At 43.6% G+C, this 23,230-nt stretch carries 22 protein-coding genes and 1 tRNA gene; 1 reads left to right on the top strand and 22 read right to left on the bottom strand.

Going from position 1 to position 23,230, the window contains the following annotated elements; all coding sequences use genetic code 11:
* Positions 1-12: 12 nt before the first annotated feature.
* Entirely contained in the window at positions 13-1,203 is a 1,191-nt protein-coding gene (locus tag COPRO5265_RS03945; RefSeq protein WP_012544157.1) for a sugar ABC transporter permease, read from the top strand.
* Between the two features lie 201 nt (positions 1,204-1,404).
* On the opposite strand, the gene COPRO5265_RS03940 is transcribed toward COPRO5265_RS03945, so the two are convergent.
* The 22 genes from COPRO5265_RS03940 to clpX form a co-directional block, all read right to left on the bottom strand.
* Positions 1,405-2,205: a N5-glutamine methyltransferase family protein gene (locus tag COPRO5265_RS03940; RefSeq protein ID WP_012544809.1), complete on the bottom strand. Its 801-nt coding sequence runs from the start codon at positions 2,203-2,205 to the stop codon at positions 1,405-1,407.
* Positions 2,192-3,247 carry a peptide chain release factor 1 gene (gene prfA / locus COPRO5265_RS03935; RefSeq protein ID WP_041736087.1) on the bottom strand — a complete coding sequence of 352 codons (1,056 nt, stop codon included), beginning with the start codon at positions 3,245-3,247 and terminating at the stop codon, positions 2,192-2,194. Before prfA ends, COPRO5265_RS03940 begins: the two co-directional genes overlap by 14 nt.
* 32 nt (positions 3,248-3,279) lie before the next feature.
* Complete coding sequence (locus COPRO5265_RS03930) at positions 3,280-3,876, bottom strand: thymidine kinase (RefSeq protein ID WP_012544187.1); 597 nt, start codon at positions 3,874-3,876, stop codon at positions 3,280-3,282.
* Positions 3,864-4,553 (bottom strand): FAD-dependent thymidylate synthase, encoded by a 690-nt coding sequence (gene thyX, locus COPRO5265_RS03925; protein ID WP_012543950.1) that lies wholly within the window; start codon positions 4,551-4,553, stop codon positions 3,864-3,866. Before thyX ends, COPRO5265_RS03930 begins: the two co-directional genes overlap by 13 nt.
* Positions 4,554-4,572: 19 nt before the next feature.
* Complete coding sequence (gene rho, locus COPRO5265_RS03920; protein ID WP_012544022.1) at positions 4,573-5,958, bottom strand: transcription termination factor Rho; 1,386 nt, start codon at positions 5,956-5,958, stop codon at positions 4,573-4,575.
* 30 nt (positions 5,959-5,988) lie between these two features.
* Positions 5,989-6,372: a glycine cleavage system protein GcvH gene (gcvH, locus tag COPRO5265_RS03915; RefSeq protein WP_012544449.1), complete on the bottom strand. Its 384-nt coding sequence runs from the start codon at positions 6,370-6,372 to the stop codon at positions 5,989-5,991.
* Between the two features lie 25 nt (positions 6,373-6,397).
* The gene (locus COPRO5265_RS03910; RefSeq protein WP_012544130.1) at positions 6,398-7,789 is read right to left on the bottom strand and encodes a hypothetical protein; all 1,392 of its coding nucleotides are present in this window, start codon (positions 7,787-7,789) and stop codon (positions 6,398-6,400) included.
* Complete coding sequence (gene thrS / locus COPRO5265_RS03905) at positions 7,786-9,684, bottom strand: threonine--tRNA ligase (protein ID WP_012544816.1); 1,899 nt, start codon at positions 9,682-9,684, stop codon at positions 7,786-7,788. The genes COPRO5265_RS03910 and thrS overlap by 4 nt, the downstream gene beginning before the upstream one ends.
* A 25-nt stretch (positions 9,685-9,709) precedes the next feature.
* Positions 9,710-9,784: transfer RNA gene (locus tag COPRO5265_RS03900), tRNA-Val, on the bottom strand.
* 23 nt (positions 9,785-9,807) lie between these two features.
* A complete protein-coding gene (locus COPRO5265_RS03895) occupies positions 9,808-10,899 on the bottom strand; it encodes a methionine gamma-lyase family protein (protein ID WP_012544820.1) in 1,092 nt (363 codons plus the stop codon).
* On the bottom strand, positions 10,871-11,809 hold the full coding sequence (gene miaA, locus COPRO5265_RS03890) for a tRNA (adenosine(37)-N6)-dimethylallyltransferase MiaA (RefSeq protein ID WP_041735695.1): 939 nt from the start codon (positions 11,807-11,809) through the stop codon (positions 10,871-10,873). The genes COPRO5265_RS03895 and miaA overlap by 29 nt, the downstream gene beginning before the upstream one ends.
* Positions 11,790-13,070, bottom strand: a complete 1,281-nt coding sequence (gene miaB / locus COPRO5265_RS03885) for a tRNA (N6-isopentenyl adenosine(37)-C2)-methylthiotransferase MiaB (RefSeq protein WP_012544275.1) — start codon at positions 13,068-13,070, stop codon at positions 11,790-11,792. The genes miaA and miaB overlap by 20 nt, the downstream gene beginning before the upstream one ends.
* A 14-nt stretch (positions 13,071-13,084) precedes the next feature.
* Complete coding sequence (locus tag COPRO5265_RS03880) at positions 13,085-13,840, bottom strand: TIGR00282 family metallophosphoesterase (protein ID WP_012543495.1); 756 nt, start codon at positions 13,838-13,840, stop codon at positions 13,085-13,087.
* Positions 13,837-15,402 carry a ribonuclease Y gene (gene rny, locus COPRO5265_RS03875; protein WP_012544472.1) on the bottom strand — a complete coding sequence of 522 codons (1,566 nt, stop codon included), beginning with the start codon at positions 15,400-15,402 and terminating at the stop codon, positions 13,837-13,839. The genes COPRO5265_RS03880 and rny overlap by 4 nt, the downstream gene beginning before the upstream one ends.
* Entirely contained in the window at positions 15,402-15,812 is a 411-nt protein-coding gene (locus tag COPRO5265_RS03870; RefSeq protein ID WP_012543768.1) for a regulatory protein RecX, read from the bottom strand. Before COPRO5265_RS03870 ends, rny begins: the two co-directional genes overlap by 1 nt.
* A gap of 4 nt (positions 15,813-15,816) precedes the next feature.
* On the bottom strand, positions 15,817-16,851 hold the full coding sequence (gene recA, locus COPRO5265_RS03865) for a recombinase RecA (RefSeq protein WP_012544648.1): 1,035 nt from the start codon (positions 16,849-16,851) through the stop codon (positions 15,817-15,819).
* A gap of 23 nt (positions 16,852-16,874) precedes the next feature.
* Entirely contained in the window at positions 16,875-17,399 is a 525-nt protein-coding gene (thpR, locus tag COPRO5265_RS03860) for an RNA 2',3'-cyclic phosphodiesterase (protein WP_012543778.1), read from the bottom strand.
* Complete coding sequence (locus COPRO5265_RS03855; RefSeq protein WP_234397947.1) at positions 17,396-17,776, bottom strand: CinA family protein; 381 nt, start codon at positions 17,774-17,776, stop codon at positions 17,396-17,398. Before COPRO5265_RS03855 ends, thpR begins: the two co-directional genes overlap by 4 nt.
* A gap of 13 nt (positions 17,777-17,789) precedes the next feature.
* A complete protein-coding gene (locus tag COPRO5265_RS03850) occupies positions 17,790-19,064 on the bottom strand; it encodes a MiaB/RimO family radical SAM methylthiotransferase (protein ID WP_012543454.1) in 1,275 nt (424 codons plus the stop codon).
* Entirely contained in the window at positions 19,064-19,636 is a 573-nt protein-coding gene (locus COPRO5265_RS03845) for a hypothetical protein (protein WP_236608181.1), read from the bottom strand. The genes COPRO5265_RS03850 and COPRO5265_RS03845 overlap by 1 nt, the downstream gene beginning before the upstream one ends.
* Positions 19,637-19,673: 37 nt before the next feature.
* Positions 19,674-21,980 (bottom strand): endopeptidase La, encoded by a 2,307-nt coding sequence (lon, locus tag COPRO5265_RS03840; protein ID WP_012543642.1) that lies wholly within the window; start codon positions 21,978-21,980, stop codon positions 19,674-19,676.
* Complete coding sequence (gene clpX, locus COPRO5265_RS03835; RefSeq protein WP_012543920.1) at positions 21,973-23,226, bottom strand: ATP-dependent Clp protease ATP-binding subunit ClpX; 1,254 nt, start codon at positions 23,224-23,226, stop codon at positions 21,973-21,975. Before clpX ends, lon begins: the two co-directional genes overlap by 8 nt.
* Positions 23,227-23,230 lie beyond the last annotated feature (4 nt).

The raw sequence follows: 23,230 nt of genomic DNA, 5'->3' as shown, positions 1-23,230 counted from the left end.
GAGGTGTCAGAGATGAATTCTTTTGGGCAGCACCTGAAGAAATTCTTAGTGGAAAATGTACGTGACTACGCGATGTTCGTAGCACTGATTGCAATAATGATCGTTTTCGAAGTGCTTTCTGGTGGGACATTCCTTTCTCCTGATAACATAACAAACTTGATTAACCAGACAGGATATCTTGCAGTTCTATCTATTGGTGTGACCCTAGTCATAGTTATAAGACACATAGACCTGTCCATTGGTTTCTTGTCAGGATTTCTCGGAGCTGTGGCAGCTAATCTGATGATGTTTTATCACTTCAACGCTTTTACAGCAATTCTGGTAGTTCTACTTTTAGGTGCATTAGCTGGTTTACTTAATGGATCCATGGTTGCCTATTTGGGTATCCCCTCTTTTATTGCCACATTGGCGGGGTGGATGGCATACCGTGGGGCTTTACTCTTAGCAACTCGTGGTATGGGTACCATAATCATAAAAAATGAAACCTTTAATGCCATAGGAAACGGGTTCATACCAGACATACCTGGTCTTGAAAACTTTTTGCCTGGTTACCATAAACTTACGCTTTTTCTTGGTATTGTTGCCATTATTGCCATAATCTTCTCTTCCATATCCAGCCGCCGTCGCCAAATTCAGAGAGGCATTGAGCCCATACCCTTTGACATGTTCATACTAGAAATGATATTCATTACAGCTGGTTTGTTTTATATAACACTGAAAATTGCAGCCTACAACGGGATTTCTTGGACACTACTCATAGTTCTTGGTGTAACGATGATCTACTACTTTATAACCGAGAGAACAGTGCTTGGTCGCCACATTTATGCTGTTGGAGGTAACCCAGAAGCTGCTCAACTCAGTGGTATCAATGTGAAAAAGATCATCCTCATCGTTTTCACGTCCATGGGGATGCTGGCGGGCCTTTCTGGTATTCTGTTCGCCTCACGACTAAAATCTGCCACTACCACTGCAGGAACAATGTTCGAGCTGTACGCTATCGCTGGAGCATACATAGGCGGTGTATCAGCTGCAGGAGGTGTAGGAAAAGTCGTTAACTCACTTATAGGCGCCTTCGTCATGCAAACATTGCAGAATGGCATGTTGTTGCTGGGAGTAGACGTTTCACTTCAATACATCATCTTAGGTGTAGTTCTTGCCATTGCCGTTATCTTTGACGTAGCTACACGTTCTCGGGTGCACTAAATCAGTCCATATTAGAAGCTAAAACAAGGCGGCATAGGATTGCCGCCTTGTTTTCACTAAAAACCTTTTCCTTTAGGTTCTTTAAACCACTTAGCAGAATGAACATTTTCACCATCTTTAAGGACGGAAAACAACAAGAACAAGGATGGCGGAGATTTTAGGTAATACTTGAGTTCCTTTCTTACTGTATCTAGCAAAGAATCACGAACTTCGAGAAAGAATACAGATGCGATCGAATTGTGAAAGGTCCTTAGTAACTTGGTAATAGAAACCTAAGGATGAAGCAAGCTTCTGCAGGTCGCTTTCAACATAGCTGTCTATTTCGAGTATTACTCTGCCTGCATCAGACAAGTGTGACAAAGAGTAGGTCAAAATATCACGGAAAACCAAAACAGGATCTTCTGGGAATACCGCTTGAAGAGGTTCAAAAGCTTTCACGCTGTAATCCACCTCTTCAAACAATTCATAAGCAACGTACGGTGGGTTGGAAATGATAAGGTCAAACATACCGTTTTCGGGCAAAGTACTAACAATAGCAAGTCTGTTTTGAACTTCAAATTTCTCTGCGTTGTATTTCGTACACAGTTGACCTACATGTGATATTTCAACTGCAACGCCTTGGCTCTTAGGATTCTCCAAAAGCAAAGAGATAGCAATTGCACCACTGCCGGTTCCGAAGTCCAGAAAAGAATTGAACGGCTCCTTTAGTGCAAGCTCCACTAGAAGCTCTGTTTCATTACGTGGGATGAAAACGCCTGGCAATACATAAAAGTCTCTTCCATAAAAAGCTTCGTAGCCTGTGATGTAGGCAAAGGGAACGTTTTCACCAAGTAAGTAAATAACCCTCCTGAACTCACCTTCGTCAACAATAATGTCTTTGTCAAGAGCAACATCTATTTTGCTAACACCGAAAACATAACTTATTAAGTTGTAGATGGTAGAATCTGGAACATCAGATGAAGCAGAACGTCTTAGCGTCTTGAATAAATCAAGCGCTTTCATCCATTTCCAGCAGTCTGGTTTCCCTATCTGCTGTTTCCAATGCGTCGATCATCTCGTCCAAGTCTCCGTCCAAAAACCTGTCCAAATAGTAGATTGTGTAATTGATCCTGTGGTCTGTTACCCTATTTTGCATGAAGTTGTACGTCCGTATTTTTTCTCCTCGTTCGGCTGATCCGATGAGCGATCTACGGAAACTTGACATGCTTTTTTGTCTTTCTTCGAGCTGACGCTCGTAAAGTTTTGCCCTGAGCACTTTGAGTGCTTTCATTTTGTTTTGTAGCTGAGATCTTTCGTCTTGACAAGTAACCACTATACCTGTTGGTTTATGCTTTATTCTGACGGCGGTTTCGTTTTTCTGCACGTTTTGGCCACCATGTCCACCTGCTCTGAAAGTGTCTATTTCCAAGTCTTCCTCGTTTATTTCAATTTCTACCTCATCTACTTCAGGCAAAACTGCTACCGTCGCAGTTGACGTGTGAATCCTTCCAGAGGATTCTGTTTCAGGCACCCTTTGAACGCGGTGAACCCCGGATTCGTATTTGAGCCGCGAATATACCCTATCCCCTTCCACTGAGAAGACAACTTCTTTGAATCCACCAAGATCTGTGGGGTTAGAGTCAACTAGTTCTACCTTCCAACCCTTTCTCTCAGCATACCTAGTGTACATTCTGAAAAGATCTCCTGCAAACAAAGCTGCTTCCTCACCGCCCACACCAGCTCTAATCTCTACAATGACTGGTTTCTCATCCATAGGGTCAGGTTCCACCAGCAGCAGCTTTAGTTCCTTTTCTTTTTGAGGAAGAATGTCTTCTAGATTTCGAAGTTCTTCTTCTGCTAGTTCTTTAAGCTCGTCTTCTCCTGGTTCTTCGAGGATAGCTTTTGCTGATTCAATATCCCTAATCAGCTTCCTATAGTCTGCGATTTTCTCTATAATCGGATCAAGCTGACTTTTTTCTCTCATGAGTTTCATCAGCTGTTCCGGATCCGATGCAATCTCAGGATTCTCAAGATCTCTTACCAAAGATTCGTAACGTTCTTCCATAGCACGAATGATATTATCTAGGGCCAAAACTATCACTCCTTGAAAAGCGTAAGCGTTTTACCGGGAACTTCATGGTGCAAGTTACATCTTGCTTCATACGTCTCCAGTCCACCAACCAAGATGGTGGGGTCATCATATCGAGCTGGTCTTCCATTTATAAGCCTTTGCGTCTTGGTGGCAATGTTTCCACAAACGCTGCATATGGCATGAAGTTTGGTGACTTCGTCTGCTAATGCCAACAAGGTTGGCATAATCCCAAAAGGCTCTCCCCTAAAATCTAGGTCCAAGCCAGCTACGATAACTCTTTTTTTGTTCTGCAGCAGCTCTCGTATGACAGGTACCAACTCTCCCGTGAAAAACTGAGCTTCATCGATGCCTACCACTTCAGCATCCTTTGCCATACCTAGAATACTTTTGGGATCTTCAACTGGAATAGCATTGAAGCTAAAACCTGAATGAGAAACCACAGCTACCAGATCATATCGCGTGTCTAAAGCTGGCTTTATAGCGATGGTCTCCTTCTTGGCTATAACTGCTCTTCTGAGTCTTCTTACTAATTCTTCGGTTTTTCCTGAGAACATGCATCCAGTTATTACTTCTAACCATCCATCCTGAGTTATGATTTCCATTGCTGTTTTACCTCTTCGTAACATTTGATGTTACCTTCTGGACAGAATCCCTTCGATATGCATTCTGGACCTGCATCCTCAAATATTGTCGGTGCCACTTTTTTAACCTCATTTAGCATCAATGCTGCAACTTCTCTTATCTCCCATTGTGCTCTTCGACACATCCTCAAACCAAAAAAGTGCAATAGCTCCCGCGCATTCATGGTAACAACGATAGTTGTTTTTACACTCTGAGGTATAACAAACCGAGCATCCTCTTTTGGTATACCCATAGCCAAAAGCTGTTTATAAAGCTCTTTACTTTCATCTATGTGCTTTCGATAAGCTTCCAGAGCACCTGAGTCCTTCGCAATAGTATTAGGTACCACGTATCCCTCATCTTCTTCGTTCACATAGCGTTGTGAACGCTGAGAATACGAGGCTAGCCGATGCCTTACCAATTGGTGGGTACAGACCCTTGAGCAACCATCTATGAGAAAAGTAAAAGAAGCATGTTCCAGCACACTAAGATGTCCTCTCTTCTTCACTGTTCTAATGCTTTTTTGAATTTGCTCTGACCCTAGGTTCTCGAGAAGTTTCAAGGGCTCCTCAGCGCTATAGCAAATCCTTGCTGCATAGCCAACTATCTTCTCGGGATCGTTCGTCCATGAAAGCAGTTTTACTTTGATATCACTCACAGTGGATTTCAACCTCTTTTTAGAGAATCTGGAGCCTGTTAATCTGTTCCAAGAATTCAGAATTGTCCTTTGTTCTAGCCAAAAACTTTATAACTTCCTCGACGGCATTTTCAAGCTCTTGACCAGCTATGGCTCTTCTAAGTTTCCAAATGGCTTCAAGCTCTTCAGGTGTGTAAAGTTTTTCTTCGTGCCTAGTTCCTGACCTCTTAATGTCAATTGCAGGGAATAACCTACGTTCAGCGAGTTTTCTGTCCAATATGAGCTCCATATTACCAGTACCTTTGAATTCTTCAAAGATTACTTCGTCCATCCGAGATCCCGTTTCTACTAGAGCCGTGGCTAATATGGTTAAGCTACCTCCACTCTCCACTTTTCTAGCTGCTCCAAAGAAATGTTTCGGACCCCTAATAGATGCTGGGTCAAGCCCTCCTGACAAAGTTCTTCCAGAAGGCGGGATAACAAGGTTATATGCCCTAGTCAGACGAGTTATACCGTCAAGTAGAATAACCACGTCTCTACCAAGTTCTACCAAACGCTTTGCTCTCTCCAGGACAATGTGAGCCACCTGTATATGGTTTTCCGGTGGTAAATCGAAAGTCGATGCCACAACTTCTGCTCCTGGTACAGACCTAATCATATCTGTTACTTCTTCGGGCCTTTCGTCTACCAAAAGAATGATCACATGGACTTCGGGATGATTAGTAGTAACTGCTTGAGCTATTTTTTTCAGGATTGTGGTTTTTCCAGCCTTTGGCGGTGCAACGATGAGTCCCCTTTGCCCTTTACCAATGGGTGCAAACAGGTCAATCATTCTGTTAGTTATTTCTTGAGGCCCCAAATACAAGTTAAAGCGTTCATGAGGGAATACAGGAACAAGTTCATCGAACTTGACACGATCTGCTATCTTCTCAACAGGGATTCCGTTCACTTTTTCAATGCGAAGTAAAGCCGGGTATTTTTCCTTTTCGCGTGGTGGACGGATGATACCTTCTACGTAATCACCCTCACGGAGCTTAAATTTCCTCGCCTGTGATATGGACAGGTAAATGTCCACACCTGTGGGTCCAAATTTGCTCTTAAGCAACGCGTAACCCTGCTGTTCATCGGGGAAATACAGTATGCCAGAACCTCTATGCTCAGTAGTGGCAGTAGGTGCACTTTCCTCTTCTCCCGCCCGAGCAGTGCTCTTGTCTTTAACCTCTATAGGTTGAGCAGAACTTTGAGGTTTAGTCTCCCCTGGCTTTTGCTCACCTTGCAGTTCTGCCTCAGCCAACTTTAATATGGCATCAATGAGTTCTTGCTTTGTCATAGTCTTTACGTTTTTAACGCCAAGCTGATTCGCTATTTGACGCAGCTCGAAGATCTTCTTGTTTTGAATCTCCTTCTGTATCGTAACTAAATCCACTTATTTCCCTCCTACATACACTTTCGTTGATTATTCTCCGATGAATTGCTTATATTCTTCAGCGCTCATCAATGTGTCTAATACACTGACGTCACTCAGTTCAATAACCGCAATCCATCCCTCTCCATAAGGATCATCATTTATGATTTCTGGAGAGTTCTTGAGTTTCTCGTTAACTTCTACCACTTTTCCTGAAACAGGGCTGTATACATCGCTTGCAGACTTCACAGACTCTAATGAAGCTAACGTCTCTCCCACCTTAATTTCCTGACCCACTGCTGGCAGGTTAACGAATACAATATCTCCCAGCTCGTCCTGGGCAAAGTCCGTAATACCCACTGAAACCTTGTTGTCTTCCAAGACCTTTACCCACTCGTGTTCCTTCGAATACTTTAAACCTTCCAAAACTTTCATCTTTACCTACCTCCTTGGATATGTGTTATGGTTTTACTTCCAATAGTTCACACGGTTGTTTCAGCAATACGTTATTTCCATCGATGGCAGCTATGCGACTTGCAGTAAACGGAAGTTGTAAATCAACTGACTGAGTATGAAATACGTTACCGTCAATAGTATACACCTGATTGCCATAAAGCATTGCCCACCGAGAAGAATCAACGCTGCCGACGTTCTCCAAAACTTCACCTTTTACACGCAAGATTTTGACATCCTTGCCGTTGCTCACCAAAAACGTTAAAGGATCTCTACCTACTGTTCCAAAGTACTTATAGCCGCTAGGATAGCCAACACTTCTTTTTAGTGACAAATAGTTTTCACCACTGTAAATGTGCATTCCATCCTCAACGAGCACTAAAGCTGTAGCAGTTTTTTCTGAAGAATAAGTTGTAAAGTCAACAATGTTATCAAAATCCGACTTGTCTGTTCCTATTAAAGAAACCTGGTTACCTTTAAGGGAGCTAAGATGAACCATGCCATCGCTGTACTCCAAGAACCAAATACTGTCCACATACCACAGCTTCCCAACGTAAATTCCTTTCGACGAACTCACGGCATTCTTCCCATAGTCAGTATAAAGATAGGAGCCATCTGACACGTACCAATGACTATTCTTTACTGCAACCCACTTTCCACTTACGTTTCCCAGACTTGCTTTCGTGGCAGTTTTTACGAATTCCAAAACTTCGCTACCTATATTGGTGGTAGAAGTAGTGGGAGTTTCAGGAACGACTGGAGTTGGTTTTCGCCATCCAATGAAATGAGAACTGTTGAATCCAATTAGAAGGCCCATGACTGTAACAAGAATTACTGCCACCAAGATTAAGGGAGCAGCTTTTGACCTAAGCGGACTGACGTGAACCCGAGTTGCCGAAGACTCCTCATACATTTCTTCATCGAATAACTGCTCGATGTATCGTATAAAAATCCTACCCACTCTAAGTCCATTCTCTTCGATACGTAGTACGTCGTCTTCATGAGCAGTAGCTTGGCTAACCGTCTTAACCCTGCTTCCTTCTTCCTCTTGCCATGTCAGCCTGTGAGTAAAATCAAACAGAGGGTCTGTCAAACAGGTGGTTTTGCCTGATTGTTCATGATACACCACCAGGTTGGAGTTGTTTATGACCAGCAGATTCATCCCGTAAATAGCGATGAAAAGCCATGGTTGCTCATTTTCATAAAAGTCAGCTATTTCTTTGTATTCCTCCAGAGTCTCTCGGTTTTCCAGCTCTCGAAGAAGTACATTTGCCAGTTTTTCATTCTTGCTCACAACAATGAGATGGCGTTCTGGGGCATTAGGGTCTGGCAATGCCTTATGCGCAACTTTATAAACTGCAGATTCAATTGAAATTTCAATGTTTACTAAAGTTCTCATAAGTGAACCTTGTTTTCTATTTCCTCTTTTATCATGCTTTTGAATTCGTCTAAGGACATTTGTCCCAGATCACCTTTTACACCATGTCTGACCGAGACAACACCAGACTCGACTTCCTTAGAACCTACAACTAGCATGTAGGGCACCTTTTCCGTTTGACCTCTTCTGATGCGATATCCCAGTTTCGAGCCAGTGTCAGTGTCTAGTTTCACCCTAAACTCCTTCAAACCCTCTGCAACGCTCTGAGCATACTGCATTTGGTCTTCTGTTATGGGCAATATGCGAACCTGCTCAGGAGCTACCCACAGTGGGAACCAACCACTGTATTGCTCGATGAGAAGTGCAAAGAACCGCTCCAATGAACCGAGAAGCGCACGATGTATCATGACTGGCTCATGTTCTAAACCGTCTTGCCCAGTGTATTTCATGTTGAACCTTCTAGGCAAGTTGAAATCCACTTGTATGGTTGGCCCCTGCCAATATCTGCCCAGTGCGTCTTTCACTTTGATATCAATAGCTGGCCCATAGAATTTAGCTTCACCTTCAGCTACTGTGAAATCTAAGTCTCTTGCTTTGAGTGCACCCGACAAAGCTGATTCCGCCAGTTCCCAAACATCGTCGTCACCCACATACTTATCCTTGTTCTTCGGATCACGGACTGAAAGTTCAATTCTCAAGTCCTCAAAACCGAACAATCTGTAAATTCCCAATGCCATGTCCAAGACCTTTTCCACTTCTTCCTCGACCTGTTCACGAGCGCAGAAGATGTGTGCATCGTCCTGCGTAAAACCACGGACTCTTAGTAAGCCGTGTAGCACCCCGCTTCTCTCGAATCGGTATACGGTTCCAAGCTCAGCAAACCTTATGGGGAGCTCTTTGTAACTTCTTGTTTTCGTTTTATAAATTTGTACATGGAACGGACAGTTCATTGGTTTTACCAGGTACGATTGATTCTCAAGCTCCATCGAAGGGAACATGTTTTCCTTGTAGAAGGAGAGGTGCCCTGAGATCTCCCAAAGCTTAGTTCGAGCAACATGAGGTGTATAGACAAGTTGGTATCCGTTGTCGATGTGTGACTGCCTCCAAAAGTCCTCAATTTCTTTTCTAATAACAGCACCATTGGGGTGCCAGAGTATGAGGCCTGGGCCAATGTCCTCGTTTATGGAGAATAAATCGAGTTGTTTGCCAAGTTTACGGTGGTCCCTTCTTTCGGCTTCTTCTAAGTTATGCAAGAACTCCTCGAGTTCGTCGCTAGTCCAGAAACAGGTTCCATAGATTCTAGTAAGCTGTTCACGGTTTTCGTCACCACGCCAATAAGCGCCACTTATACTAAGTAACTTGAAGTGTTTAATGAGCCCCGTATTGTTAACGTGCGGACCCCGGCAAAGATCCACAAACTCTCCTTGTCTGTAAACGGTGACATAATCGCCTTCAATTTCTTCTATGAGTTCAACTTTGAATGGTTCATTTAGAGACTGAAACAATTTCTTAGCATCTTCCTTAGTCATCACCTGACGTTCTACGGGCAAACTCTCTTTAGAAAGCCTTACCATTTCTTCTTCAATCCGTGTCAAATCGGCTTCAGTCAAACCTTCTGGTATGAGCATGTCGTAATAGAAACCATTTTCGATGGCAGGGCCAATGCCTAGTTTAGTACCTGGGAAAAGATTTTTGACAGCTTGAGCCATTAGATGAGATGCGGAGTGCCTTAGTACTGATAAAGCCTCTTCTTTAGAGATAAACTCAACGCCATCTTCACCCACGGTAGCGCTTTCATCAGCAGTAAATAGTAAACCGCGGGTTATTATACCAAAGGCATCCACATCAGCCTTCGAAATCAGATCTTTTACCTTATATGTTTCGCCTGGGTTCACGTTGATTTTTACGGAGTCCATTCACATCACCCCAATAGCAGTTAAATGGTGGGTGCGGAAGGAATCGAACCTTCGACCTCTACTGTGTCAGAGTAGCGCTCTACCACTGAGCTACGCACCCAACTGGATTATATGATAACACACTCAGAGCAACGACTTCAACTCTGCCGATAACCCTTCGATTATGAAAGGGTTAACACCAGGTTGGATAAACAGTTCGTAAGGCGGTTTGACAGTGCCATCTGCACTTAAAGACAACGACTCGCCCTGTATAAAGCCGGTCCATGCCATTACAATCGGGTCTGCATAGCCACCCATCTCAAATGGTGTGGGAGTTACATGACTGTTCACTGGACCAGTCGATTGTATGATGTGAGCGGCGGCCAGCATGTGCTCTTCATCATCCCATCTGGTACGCACTATGATGTCCGAAAAAGGAAAGCGTTCCTTAAGTGTGTTGTTCAAGCGTTCTAACATTAGCTGCTTAGAGAGCAAAGCGTTATAAACCATTATGGGAGCCAAGAACAATCCTTGAAAAGCACCTTTAAGAAAATTACCAGTTGCTCCTTGCTCTTTTGCTAGGGCAGGGCCAAATAAGACTTCGCTAACCTTGTCTACTAGTTCTTTCTTGCCAGCAACATAGGCACCAGTAGGCGTCACAGTACCTCCTAAATTCTTTATCAGGGAACCAAACACAATATCTGCCCCCACCTGAGATGGTTCTAAGTCTTCAACGAACTCGCCATAACAATTGTCCACCACAATGACAGCATCAGGGTTTAACGACCTAAACAGGTCGATAGCCTTCCTTAGCTCATCTATGTTCAACCCTTCGTGCCATCTGTAGCCTCCAGACCTTTGTAGCCACAGAACATCAGCATTGATTGGTTCATCGTTTAAATCCCAAACAACCCACTTCCACAGCAGGTGCTTAATATTTTCAAAAACACTATCATAAGGCTCACAAGGGGAAAAAGCAACCTTCTTTTTTGCTAAATCCAGGCTCATGGCTACCAGGTATGCTACATGAGTGCCAGAAGAAATGTTCGGTCTGACCAGTGAGGCTTCAGCCCCAAAACAATAAGCGTATGCCTTTTCAAGTTTTTCACGTCCAAAGTCATCTAAACCATAGCCTGTACTTCCCCAAAGATCTGATTCTGCAAGACGAACCTCTTTAAGAGCCTTTAGTACCTTCACAGAATTTGATTCAGCAGTTTTCCAAAGTTGATTGAACAAGAGTTAAAACCTCCTCGACTAGCGTGTCTGGAGACTTTTCAGACACATCAAACCAGACTATTGTTTTGTCTTTCTTAAGCCATTTGATTTGCTTTCTAGCGTATGTCCAATGGCTCAGAAAGATCCTTTCAACCAGTTCATCCTTGTTTTTTATCTCACCTTTCAAATAAGAGCAAACTTCTTTATATCCGATTTGGTTAAGACATGGAAGACTACTATTACCAGTCTTGCTCAAAATATCTTGCACTTCTTCTATGAGTCCAGCGCTGATCATGTACTCCACGCGATCCCTCAGTCTAGTGCGATAAAGGTCCCTCGGCATTTTTAAACCTATCTTTAGGTTTATATCAAAATCAAGTTTATTAGTAACAACAGCTTCCGTTGGTTTAAATCCCAATTCGGCTATTTCCAAAGCTCGAGTCAGTCTTCTAATGTCCCCGGGAAGTATGTTTTTTTCTCTTTCTGGATCAACTTTTCGAAGTTCCTGTCTGAGGTATTCTTCACCGTAGACTCTTGCCTTTTCTTCCACTTTTTCCCTAACAGTGCTATCACTAGGGACGGCAGAGAAAGAACGTTCCCCAACAAGTGCGTAGTAATAAAACAGTGTTCCAGCCACAACAATCGGCGTTACTCCCTCAGCCCAAAGATCTTGCAAGATAGAAGAGCAATCAGAAACGAACGCTCCCACAGAGTACACTTCTTGGCATTCAAGTATATCGATAAACCAATGCCTCACACGGCTCGTGAACTCTTTAGGTGGCTTCGCCGTTCCAATGGTGGCAGCTTTGTAAAAGGATCCAGTGTCCACGGAGAGGATATTAGCCTTATCCAAAGAACATGCTAAGCGAAAAGCCAAGTCTGTTTTTCCGACACCAGTTGGGCCAAGAATACTAATCAGCGGCTTCCCCATACAACACCCATGATTTTGCTTCATTAATCCTGACGTCAACAAACTCGCCTGGTGAAACATGACGAATACTCGTAAAGACTACAGTCTTATTTGTAGGAGTTCTACCTATGAATTTACCAGTGGTTTTGTCTTCACGGTCTATCAAAACCTCTTGCAAGGTTCCTACGTATCGCTGGTTGATACTATAGGAAATTTTCTCTTGAAGTCTGAGAAGCTCATCATAGCGAGCTTTAGCCACCTCAGCAGGCACAAAGGAAGTCTCTTGGCGGGCAGCTGCAGTACCTGGTCGTGGAGAGTAAATCGCCATATAGACAACATCAAACTGCATTTTTTCGAGAAATTTAAAGGTGTTTTGAAAGTGCTCATCAGATTCTCCTGGGAAGCCAACGATGAGGTCTGTACCAATCGCCACATTAGGCACGCTTTCTCTTATAAAACCAACTAATTCCGCAAACTCACCTGTTGTGTACTTCCTATTCATACGCCTCAGTATTTCATCATCGCCAGACTGCAAAGGCAGATGGTAATACGGTGCTACCTGAGGAAGATTAGCCAAACGGGTAATATCATCTTTTTTGAAATTGGCTGGATGAGGCGACATGAACCGTATCCTTCTTACGCCGTCGATAGTGGCAACTCGCTCAACCAAGGAAACAAAATCCCACCCGCTGAGGTCTTTACCATAATCATTGACATTCTGGCCAAGAAGAGTAATCTCCACAGCGCCGTTGTCTACACACACGCGCACTTCCTCTAGTATGGATTCTGGATCCCTCGATTGAACGCGGCCTCGAGTGAACGGGACTATGCAGTAAGTACAAAAATCATCGCAGCCTTTCATTATACTTACATAAACAGAATGCTTTTCCTTTCTGTTTGCGCTGCTGTATTTTTCAAAGTCGACTTTCTCATCTCCAACAAGAATTCGTCTTTCACCATTTAAGACATCTAAAATATGAGCTTCATAGGACGGGCCCAGCACAGCCTGAACATGAGGAAACCGACTCATAATCTCGTTTCCCCTTACTTCAGACATGCAGCCCATCACTACCACTTTCTTGCCAAGTTTTTTTAAAGCTGAAATTGTTCCGATAGCCCTTTCTTCTGCATGTAACCTTACCGAACACGTATTGATAACAACTAAGTCGCTATCAACGACGTTTTTTGCCTCTTCCCAGCCGGAGCTTTTTAGAATACCGCTAACCATTTCGCTATCATTCTTGTTCATTTGGCAACCGTAAGTAAAAATGTAGTATTTCACGTGAACATCGCTCCTTATTCGATAAATGACAAACGCTTAATGTCCCTATTTTCCTTGTTAATCTCTATCAATACGGCATTTACCGTACACCTACCGCTTGCAACTTCATAGCGTGCTGGTCTGTTGTTGAGGAACTTCGAGATTACAGCATCCTTATGCATGCCCAGTATTGAGTCATCATAGGGGCCAGTCATTCCTACATCGGTAATATAAAGAGTTCCATTAGGCAAAAGGCGTTCGTCTGCCGTTTGAATATGAGTATGGGTACCTACCACAGCATGGACGCGCCCATCGAGATAGTAGCCCATGGCTAGTTTTTCACTGGTTGCTTCGGCATGGAAGTCCACCAGCTTAAAGGTGTCTTTTGGTACAACCTCTAGAAGCCTGTCAGCTGCTAAGAAAGGATTGTCAATGCATTCCATAAAAACTCGCCCTTGTATGTTCATAACTGTGAGACCGCTACTTGTGGTGTAATGCGATCGCTCCAAGAGCCCAGGATAATTTGCAGGAAAGAGCACCATGGGGTAGTTATCAAAAACCTCTTTCCATTCCTTCCAGTGAAACGCATGGTTTCCAGTGGTTATAACGTTCGCTCCAGCGTCAAGAAGCTCCTCTATGGATTTACGGTTTATACCCAATCCTCCAGCTGAGTTCTCTCCATTGACGACCACTACGTCAGCGCTTAGTTCATCTCTCAACTTCTTCAAATACTTTTGAATAGCTTGGCGACCGCTTTTGCCTACGACGTCCCCAAAAAACAGTATCCTCATTTTGCGTATTCGGCCACCCTAGTCTCGCGAACCACTGTAACCTTTATTTGACCAGGATAAATCAATTCCTCTTCAATTTTCTTAGCTATGTCACGAGCTAAAGCGAAAGCCTCATTGTCACCGATTACCTCTGGGTGAACTATGACTCTGATCTCCCTACCAGCTTGTATGGCAAATGCTGATTCAACACCATCAAAACCCTTTGCTATCTCCTCTAGTTGCTGAACTCTCTTGATATATGCAGCATAGTTTTCTCGACGAGCTCCGGGCCTAGAAGCACTTATAGCATCAGCTACCTGTGTTATGACAGCGTATATGCTTTCTTGTGCCACTTCATTGTGATGCGAAGCTATAGCGTTTACTACCAATGGATTCTCTCTGTATTTCCTAGCCACCTCAGCCCCTATCAAAGCATGACTGCCTTCCACATTATGATCTAGAGCTTTACCGATATCGTGCAAAAGGCCAGCCCTTTTTGCTAATTGAGTATCCAAATGAAGCTCACTAGCTAACATACCCGCTATAAAACCAACCTCTATGGAGTGGTGCAATACATTTTGGCCGTAGGACGAGCGGAATTTCAACTGTCCCACTAAGTGCTTCAAATCAGGATGCATTTCACGTATGCCTAAGTCACGAACAGCTTTATCGCCAGCTTCAATGATTTCTTGCTCAATGGCTTCTTTCTCTTTCGTGAAGATTTCTTCAATACGAGCAGGTTGTATACGTCCATCAAGGATGAGCTTTTCAAGTGTTCTTCTTGCGATTTCTCTGCGCACTGGATCAAAAGAGGACAACACCACTACCTCAGGAGTGTCGTCCACGATTAGGTCAACTCCCGTTATTCGTTCAAAGGTCCTAATGTTTCTTCCTTCTCTACCTATGATTCTCCCTTTTATCTCCTCAGATGGCAATTCCACTACCGAAATCACAGGATCTTCAGGTTTTTCCATTATGACACGTTGCATAGCCGCGACAATCATCTCTGACGCTTTTCTATCTGCTTCTTCCTTGAAATTCTCCTCGAAACGTCTAATCCTTTCACCGAATTCTTCTCTTAGTTCCTCTTCCAATCTCGAGAACAGAAATTGTTTTGCTTCCTCGGTGCTCATGGCAGCGATTTCCTGAAGCTTTTTTACAGCTTCCTGCTCAAAGGCCTCTGCTGACCTTAATTTCTCCTCAGCAAGCTGTAGCTTCTGTTCTGCTTTTCTTTCTTTTGCCTCTACCGAGTCAAGACGTCGATCAAGCTGTTGTTCTCTTTGAGATAAACGTTGTTCCAACTTTTCAAGCTGCTCACGCCTGGACTTTAGCTCTTTACCTGCTTCAGAAAGCATCGAAGAAACCTGCTCTTGAGCCTGTTTCAGCAATGCCTCAGAGCGCTCTTGCGCTTTCTTCTCCTCTTCACGAGCTGACTTTATGATTGAAGAAGCTTCCTTTTCGGCATTATCCAGCATTTCTTGTATCTTAGATTTTGCAGAAGTCGTTACGTAAAGATAGGTAATCAAACCGCCAGCTGCGGCACCAACTACAAAACCTAGAATTATCCTTATAATCAATTGCATCACATCTCTACCTCCTTCATGAATCGTGAAACCATCTCATAAGTAAACCCTTGTCTGAGTAGAAATTGAAATACTTTCTCTTTGTCAGAATACTTCCTTCTTGCTTTTTCCATTGCTTTTTGTAGGCTATCTAGCCAAACCTCGTAGTCCACTTCACGGACTTCATCAGTGGATAATTTTCTTTCTCGTAAACGGTTTCTCAAGTACAAAGGACCTTTACCATGATTCACAGTTCGCCTAAGTTCGCTCTGATAAACCCTTTCATCTAAATCAGGAAAGTATGAATTAATTCTTTCTAAGACAAAATTCCTACAATCAGGCGAAACCTTAGAAAGTATTTCCTCTACAGAATAGTCCTTTCGAGAAAGCCGCCTCAAGGCTTCCGCCCAGAATTTTTCGCAAGAATTCATGCATCTACTCTTCGATCTCCACTGGAAGCTCTTGCAGGGTTCCCCTAACGGCACTTTCTATCTCAGCCAGAGTTTCTGGATGCTCCTCCAAGAAGCTCACAGCGTTTTCCTTACCCTGTCCTAGTCTTATGTCGTTGTAGGAATACCAACTTCCGCTTTTCTGTATAACACCTGCGATCAATGCTGCATCAACTACTGAAGCTGTCCAAGATATGCCTTTACCAAAATAAAGATCAAAGGTAGCCGTTCTAAAAGGCGGAGCTAACTTATTCTTCACAATTTTAGCTTTGATAACTGCTCCCTCACTTGCATCCCCGCTTCCGCCAATGTTCTCAGACTTCCTTAGTTCGATCCTTGCTGAAGCGAAAAACTTCAGTGCACGGCCTCCCGGGGTAACTTCGGGGTTTCCAAAAGTAATACCAACCTTTTCACGCAGTTGATTCAAGAACACTATGGCTGTCCCTGTTTTTGAGGCTATACCAGTGAGTTTCCGTAACGCTTGTGACATCAATCGAGCCTGCAACCCCATAAAAGAGTCGCCAATCTCACCGTCGAGTTCGGCTTTCGGTACCAAGGCAGCAACGGAGTCAATAACGATGACGTCTACTGCGCCGCTTTTACTAAGTTCTTCAGCAATTTCTAGCGCTTGCTCACCGTAGTCAGGTTGAGAAATGTAAAGGTTTTCCACATCTACCCCAAGTTTCCTTGCATAGACCGGGTCAAGCGCGTGCTCAGCATCAATGAAGACTGCTGTTCCTCCATTCTTCTGCGCATTGGCGATAATATGCAGAGCCAGCGTTGTTTTACCAGACCCTTCTGGTCCGTAAATCTCCACAATTCTGCCTCTGGGAATTCCACCAATACCTAAAGCCAAGTCCAAAGTCAGAGCGCCAGTGGATATAGTTTCCACCTGCATCCTGCTTCCAGTCTCACCCAAACGCATTAAAGAACCTTTTCCAAACCGTTTTTCCACATATTGGACAGTCATGTCCAATGCTTTTTGTTTATCGTCTTGATTTTGTCTATCAGTTGTTTCCATAGAGCATTTCCTCCTTAGTTAGATTATAAGGCCTTGAGCCGAATTTCTTCGAAAACCGTATAAATCGGGCCTTTACTTGTCAATTTTGATTCATATAGCACTACACTTGGTACAAGCCAGGAAAACTCTTTATGTGGCATGAGCTCAAGTACTGCATCAATGTCTCTCGGCGATTTTTTTATTCTTGCCAAAGTCACATGCGGAGCAAATCTTGTATCTCTTATCTTCATGCTACGGCATATAGCATCATGAACAACAGTTAAGTCATCTATGCCGCGAGTCACATCCATAAACAAAACGCGTGGTGGCCGTCCAAAATACCCGTAACCGCCAACAGTAACTTGGAAATGAGTAATAGCTTTCAGATTTTCCTTAACTTCATTTAGGAAGTCTACCTTTTCAACTTCCCCCAAGAATAACATGGTGATATGCAAATTCTCTGTTTCAACAAATTTCCCGATAAATTCTGCCTCCAGTTGAGGTTTTAAGGTTTCTATGTAAAACGCTCTAACCTCTTCGGAAACTGGTATTCCAAAAAAGAGTCTCATTGTACCTCCCTCGCCAAAACATTCAAGACCCAGTAACCACTGATCCAGCGGTTTCTAATTCGACCATGATTTAACTTTTTGACCAGTAGTTTCTCTGCCTTTTCGGTTATCAAACAAACTGTAACTGAGCCTTTTGGACTACCAGGTTCGCATGAAGGTCCGAGATTTCCCACCACAGACACTCTAACATCCTTTCTCGGTAGCGCTCGGGCCAACCGAATAGCAGTGTCCGCCGACGTTGGCTGCGAAGTCTGAACTCCCAAAAAGCCCGCCTTCGCCTCACTGGTGTACACAACGTACCCGCCAAAGAAACTTTTTGAAGAACCAGGTAACATGCTTAGCCAACTGGCCAGCTGACCACCGGTACATGATTCCACAGTAACAAATGTTTTATGTGTTCGAAGTAGCTTTTTGCACTTTTTTACGGCCAATGAGCTGGCCAGGTTTTGTTTTTTCCACAACAATTTCTACCATCTCCCCCGGTTCAACTTCCCCTTTTCCCAAGAACATTCCGTCAATTTCTGGTGCTTGTCCCCAAATTCTACCTATGAATTCGCTCCCGCTTGATGCTTCTACCAGACACTGGTATGTTTTCCCCACACACTTCTCCTCCCAAAGACGATGCAACTCAAGAGCTACAGCTTCTGTAGCTGTCTTTCTAGTATTAATGATCTCAGGATCAACTTTGGGCACCAGTTTATGAGAATCAGCTTCTTCCTCGTCGCAGTAGCCAAATACTCCTACGTGATGAAACTCCCCTTGAATCAGCAGGTCCAAGGTAGCCTGTACATCGTCTTCAGTTTCGCCTGGAAATCCAACCATTATTGATGTTCTTTTTGTATTCTCAGCAAAGACACCGTCAATCAATTTTAAAGCTTGTAGAATCTGATTTCTGTCGTAGCCTCGACGCATCTGCCTTAGCACCTTGTCCGAACCTGACTGCACAGGTATGTCAAAGTAAGGTAGAACCCTGCCAGTGTCTTTCCAAGCTAAAAGTAGTTTTTCGGTTATGAACGTAGGATTGACGTACATAAGACGAATCCAAGGAATTTGTGTATCTCGCAGAGCCCTTAGCAAAAGCTCCAATGAAGGTCTACCATAAAGATCTGTGCCCCAAGCACCAGTATCTTGTGAGACAAGGATTACTTCTCTGATACCTATTTCGTAAAGCTCATTGATTTCATCAACAATCTCAACAGCCGGCCGTGACTTTAGACTTCCCCAGAACTTCGGTATTGTGCAGTAGCTGCATCTACCGTTGCACCCTTCAGCTATGGAAACGTACGCATAAGGATACGTCAGAACAGAAGTCTGTAGCGGCCCTTGATATTCAGAAAAAGCACTTGGCATGTTAAATCCTGGAACAACATAATCAAATTCCGGCAATTCGCTTTGAACCAGCTCTGTCCCAAACCGCAAAGGAACGCATCCTGCAAACACCAAAACGCTGTCCGGATACTCCTCTTTAAGTTGTAATGCCACAGTCAGCGATTCTTCTACGGCATCTGCAATGAAACCGCAGGTATTGACCACAATCACGTCAGCTTCTTCAGGTGAGTAAACAACTTCGTAATTACTATAGTCTAGTTGCCTGTAAAAATCTTGTGTTCTAACAAGGTTTTTAGGACAGCCTAAAGTCTCCACGTAGATCTTTGTTCTCTTCATCAATAAGTCGTCACCTTTCTAGCCCTTTTACCTTGGATTAGGTTGTCCAGTGAGGTTTTAACATCATATGATACAACAACATGACCATTAGACTCACTATAGCCGATAATCATTGCCTCATTTGGACATTCCTTTACAGAAAACACGCCCTGCGTTCCTGACCAAAGGTATTGCGTGGTCAGTGCTAGCAGATCATCGCGTGCGCAAACCTTCTTGTTCTTTACAACGTTTACAGTGTTCTGGTCTTTTAGTAATGATTCATAGGACAGATCCAGATAGGCACTCGCATCCGAATTAACTCCGATGTTTACCCATAAGACCCTCTCTGATAGATGAATTGGGCTCTCAGAAATCAATATCACGTTGCCACCTATCCCGTCTATTATTCTTCCCACATCTTGAAAAGGATAGTACACGAGAGCGACGACCCCTTTATCTGTCAAACTCTGAATTATATCAGGCAATTGTCTGACCTGCCAAAGATTCCCCATGTATGTGTCGTAAGGTAATAGAACCGTGTACACAGGTCTACTTGCTTCAACAATTTTCGTCTTTGCAAAATTTCCAGCCACTAGTAAGCAGATTATAGCGACCAAAACAACAGTGAACTTAAGATGTTTTTCCAAAAACTATTTCCACCACCTGGTCCATGGTGTCAACAAAATAAAAGCGGAGTTTTTTCTTCACTTCATCGCCAATTTCTTCCATATTTATCTTATTGTCCTTAGGAAGAATAACCCTATCTAGGCCTATCCTATGAGCAGCCAGGACTTTCTCCTTTACTCCGCCAATGGGTAAAACCTTTCCTGTTATCGTTATCTCGCCAGTCATGGCAAGATCATTGGGTACCGGCTCTTTCTTGAGTGCACTTATCATTGCAGTGGCAATGGTGATACCTGCAGAAGGGCCATCTTTAGGTATCGCTCCTTCAGGAGCGTGCACATGTATGTCGTATTTTTTGTAAAACTCTTCATCTATTCCAAGTTGTTTAGCTCTGCTTCTTACATAAGTTAAAGCAGCCATGGCTGATTCCTTTAATGTTTGTCCTAAGCTGCCAGTTAGAATAAGCTGGCCTTTCCCTTTTACAACTTGGCATTCGATAAGCATGGTCTCTCCGCCAAATTCAGTCCATGCGAGGCCAGCTACAACACCAATTTCTGGTTTTTCCAAAGCCTTTCCGTACCTAAATTTGGGAACTCCTAAGTAATCCTCGACGTTTTTTACTGTTATCCTGACACGAGAAAAACCTTTTTCTAGTTTTTCCACGGCTAGTTTTCTTAATATGCTAAGCAGGTTCCTTTCCAAGTTACGTACTCCAGCTTCACGTGTGTACTCTCTAATAATGCGAATTATGGCCTGATCTGAAAAGCTCACTTCTTCTGGATTAAGGCCACTTTGCTCATACAGTTTCGGGAGTATGAAGTCTTTAGCAATGTGCAGTTTCTCTTCTTCCGTATAACCAGGAACGCGTATGACTTCCATCCTATCAAGCAGCGCGGGAGGTATGGTATACAAATTATTAGCAGTTGTTATGAAAAACACCTCAGATAGATCGAATGGAACTTCCAAGTAATGATCCTGGAAAGCATAGTTCTGTTCAGGATCCAGTGCTTCAAGGAGTGCTGCAGAAGGATCGCCCAAGAAATCAGATGACAGTTTATCAATCTCATCCAGAACGAACACCGGATTCTTTGTCCCCGCTGACCTGATGCCCTGAATTATTCTGCCGGGCATTGCACCTACATAGGTACGCCTATGACCACGAATCTCCGCTTCGTCCCTAATTCCGCCCAAAGAAATACGAACCAACTTTCTGTTCAAAGCCGTAGCTATGGCTTTCGCCAGTGATGTTTTTCCTACACCAGGAGGGCCCACTAAACAAAGGATTGGAGCTTTTGGATTGCTTGACAGCTTCTTAGTTGCTATGAATTCCACGATACGTTCCTTTGCATCATCCAAACCGTAGTGGCTCTTGTCTAGTTTTTGCTTAACAGTTTTGAGGTCATCTTCGTCTTCAGTTCGAGCGTTCCAAGGTAGAGAAACTAACCAATCCAAATATGTCCGTATGACAGCGAGTTCAGCAGAATAAGGGGGCATCCTTTGAAGTCGATCTAACTCCTCTTCAGCTTTTTTCCGAGCCTCCTCGGGCATGCCACTTTCTTCGATCCGCTTTTTGTATTGTTCAATTTCGATGGTTCTCTCGTCTTTTTCTCCAAGTTCCTCTTGTATGGCTTTGAGTTGTTCTCTGAGGATGTACTCTCTTTGGTTCTTTTCCATCCTCTCGCGCACTGTTTCTTCAATCTCCTGAGAAAGCTTCAGCACTTCTATTTCACGTAGGAGAAGCTGAAGTACATGCTCAAGTCTTTCGGGTATGCTCAGGAGTTCTAGAACTTTTTGCTTTTCATAGTATGAAATAAACATGTTTGCTGCAACCATATCTGCAATCTTCCCCGGATTGTCCAAACCACCAATGCCAGCGACAACTTCAATGGGTATTCTGCCGGATAAACGAGCATACTCTTCGAACCTGGCAATGGTAGCTTTGACCAAGGCTTCAGTGCGCGTGGCATCGCCTTCTACTTCTTCTAAAACCTCATAGTTCCCTTCCAGGAACTCACCACTGTCACTTACAGACGCTTTTACCCTGGTTTTGGCTTCCACAACCATGCGAACAGTTCCATCGGGCGCCCTAAAAATCTGGATAACTTCGCCGATAACTCCAACGTCATAGAGGTCACTAGGTGCTGGCTCGTCAATGTTCTCATCCTTCTGCGCAAGTAAGATAACTTGCTTGGTCCCCTTCATAGCCTCTTCTAGTGCTTTTATGCTCTTTGGCCGCCCAATGAGTAAAGGCAGAACAATGCCAGGGAACATTACCACATTCTTCAGTGGAATAACGGGTAATTTTTCACTCATAGTTTGCTACACTCCTACCCTGCGCTAAATCAAGCTCTGTTAAGAAAACAGGTTCTTCACCTTGGATGCACTTTGACGTTATGATAACTTTCTTTATCTCAGGTTTCTCTGGCACTTCAAACATGAGATCCATCAATGTTTCCTCGAGTATGGCCCTAAGACCTCTAGCGCCCATACCACGCTTTTCGGCTTCTTGAGCTATTGCTTCCAACGCCTTATCAGTAAACTCCAGTTCAACACCATCCATAGCAAATAAGGCTTTATACTGCTTCACCAAACTGTTTTTTGGCCTAGTCAGAATATCTACCAGGTCTTTGGTTGACAACTTGTGGAATGTGGCTACCACGGGGAACCTTCCAACAAACTCGGGTATCATACCGAATTTAAGGAGGTCCTCAGGAATAACCATGTCGAGGACTTCATCTGAATCCAATGCCTTGGGATCAGCCATGAAACCCACTGTACGCTTTCCCAAACGCTGACGAATAATGTCTTCCAAGCCTTCGAAGGCTCCTCCGACCATAAAGAGGATGTCTGAAGTGTCTATTTGCACGAATTCCTGGTAAGGGTGCTTTCTTCCACCCTGAGGAGGAACATTAGCAATGGTTCCTTCAACAATCTTAAGTAGTGCCTGTTGCACGCCTTCACCGGACACGTCTCGTGTTATGGAAGGATTTTCACTCTTTTTTGCTATTTTGTCTATTTCGTCAATATAAACTATTCCATACTGTGCCCTATTAATGTCCCAGTCTGCGGCCTGAATAAGCCTTAGAAGAATATTCTCTACATCTTCGCCAACATAACCTGCCTCAGTCAAACTAGTAGCATCACTTATGGAAAACGGAACATTTAAAAACTTTGCCAAGTTTTGGGCAACATAAGTTTTTCCAGTGCCCGTAGGCCCTATAAAAAGTATGTTGCTCTTTCCAAGTTCCGTACCAAAAGAATCGCCACGAAGTTTGCTTCTAACCCGCTTGTAGTGGTTGTAAACAGCCACCGAAACGATTCTCTTGGCCTTTTCCTGGCCTACTACGTAGTTATCTAAGAAGCTTTTGATTTGCTGTGGTGTAGGCAGCTTGCCATCAAGAACCGTAGGATCAGATGCTTTTTTCTTGTTTGCGTCAAGGAGCTTGTGAGCGTCTTCAACACAATAGTTGCAGATGTACAAACCGTTTGGCCAAGCTAACATCTGATCTACTTCGTCTGCTGTCCTACCGCAGAAAGAGCACCTAATTTCCTTCGGCATAGTT

This window comes from Coprothermobacter proteolyticus DSM 5265, from assembly GCF_000020945.1.
Classification (GTDB): Bacteria; Coprothermobacterota; Coprothermobacteria; order Coprothermobacterales; family Coprothermobacteraceae; genus Coprothermobacter; species Coprothermobacter proteolyticus.
The sequence above is the reverse complement of the archived record's forward strand: the minus strand, read 5'-3'. Positions and strand labels throughout refer to the sequence as shown.

Bases quoted from the DNA above. Each gene is read 5' to 3' on its own strand.
- COPRO5265_RS03870 (WP_012543768.1), bottom strand. From the start codon at position 15,812: ATGAATTCTTGCGAAAAATTCTGGGCGGAAGCCTTGAGGCGGCTTTCT.
- COPRO5265_RS03945 (WP_012544157.1), top strand. From the start codon at position 13: ATGAATTCTTTTGGGCAGCACCTGAAGAAATTCTTAGTGGAAAATGTA.
- COPRO5265_RS03880 (WP_012543495.1), bottom strand. From the start codon at position 13,840: ATGAGGATACTGTTTTTTGGGGACGTCGTAGGCAAAAGCGGTCGCCAA.
- COPRO5265_RS03930 (WP_012544187.1), bottom strand. From the start codon at position 3,876: ATGGAAATCATAACTCAGGATGGATGGTTAGAAGTAATAACTGGATGC.
- lon (WP_012543642.1), bottom strand. From the start codon at position 21,980: ATGAGTGAAAAATTACCCGTTATTCCACTGAAGAATGTGGTAATGTTC.
- COPRO5265_RS03850 (WP_012543454.1), bottom strand. From the start codon at position 19,064: ATGAAGAGAACAAAGATCTACGTGGAGACTTTAGGCTGTCCTAAAAAC.
- clpX (WP_012543920.1), bottom strand. From the start codon at position 23,226: ATGCCGAAGGAAATTAGGTGCTCTTTCTGCGGTAGGACAGCAGACGAA.
- prfA (WP_041736087.1), bottom strand. From the start codon at position 3,247: ATGGAAGAACGTTACGAATCTTTGGTAAGAGATCTTGAGAATCCTGAG.
- miaA (WP_041735695.1), bottom strand. From the start codon at position 11,809: ATGGGGAAGCCGCTGATTAGTATTCTTGGCCCAACTGGTGTCGGAAAA.
- thrS (WP_012544816.1), bottom strand. From the start codon at position 9,684: ATGGACTCCGTAAAAATCAACGTGAACCCAGGCGAAACATATAAGGTA.
- thpR (WP_012543778.1), bottom strand. From the start codon at position 17,399: ATGAGACTCTTTTTTGGAATACCAGTTTCCGAAGAGGTTAGAGCGTTT.
- gcvH (WP_012544449.1), bottom strand. From the start codon at position 6,372: ATGAAAGTTTTGGAAGGTTTAAAGTATTCGAAGGAACACGAGTGGGTA.
- recA (WP_012544648.1), bottom strand. From the start codon at position 16,851: ATGGAAACAACTGATAGACAAAATCAAGACGATAAACAAAAAGCATTG.
- rny (WP_012544472.1), bottom strand. From the start codon at position 15,402: ATGCAATTGATTATAAGGATAATTCTAGGTTTTGTAGTTGGTGCCGCA.
- COPRO5265_RS03910 (WP_012544130.1), bottom strand. From the start codon at position 7,789: ATGAGAACTTTAGTAAACATTGAAATTTCAATTGAATCTGCAGTTTAT.
- COPRO5265_RS03940 (WP_012544809.1), bottom strand. From the start codon at position 2,205: ATGAAAGCGCTTGATTTATTCAAGACGCTAAGACGTTCTGCTTCATCT.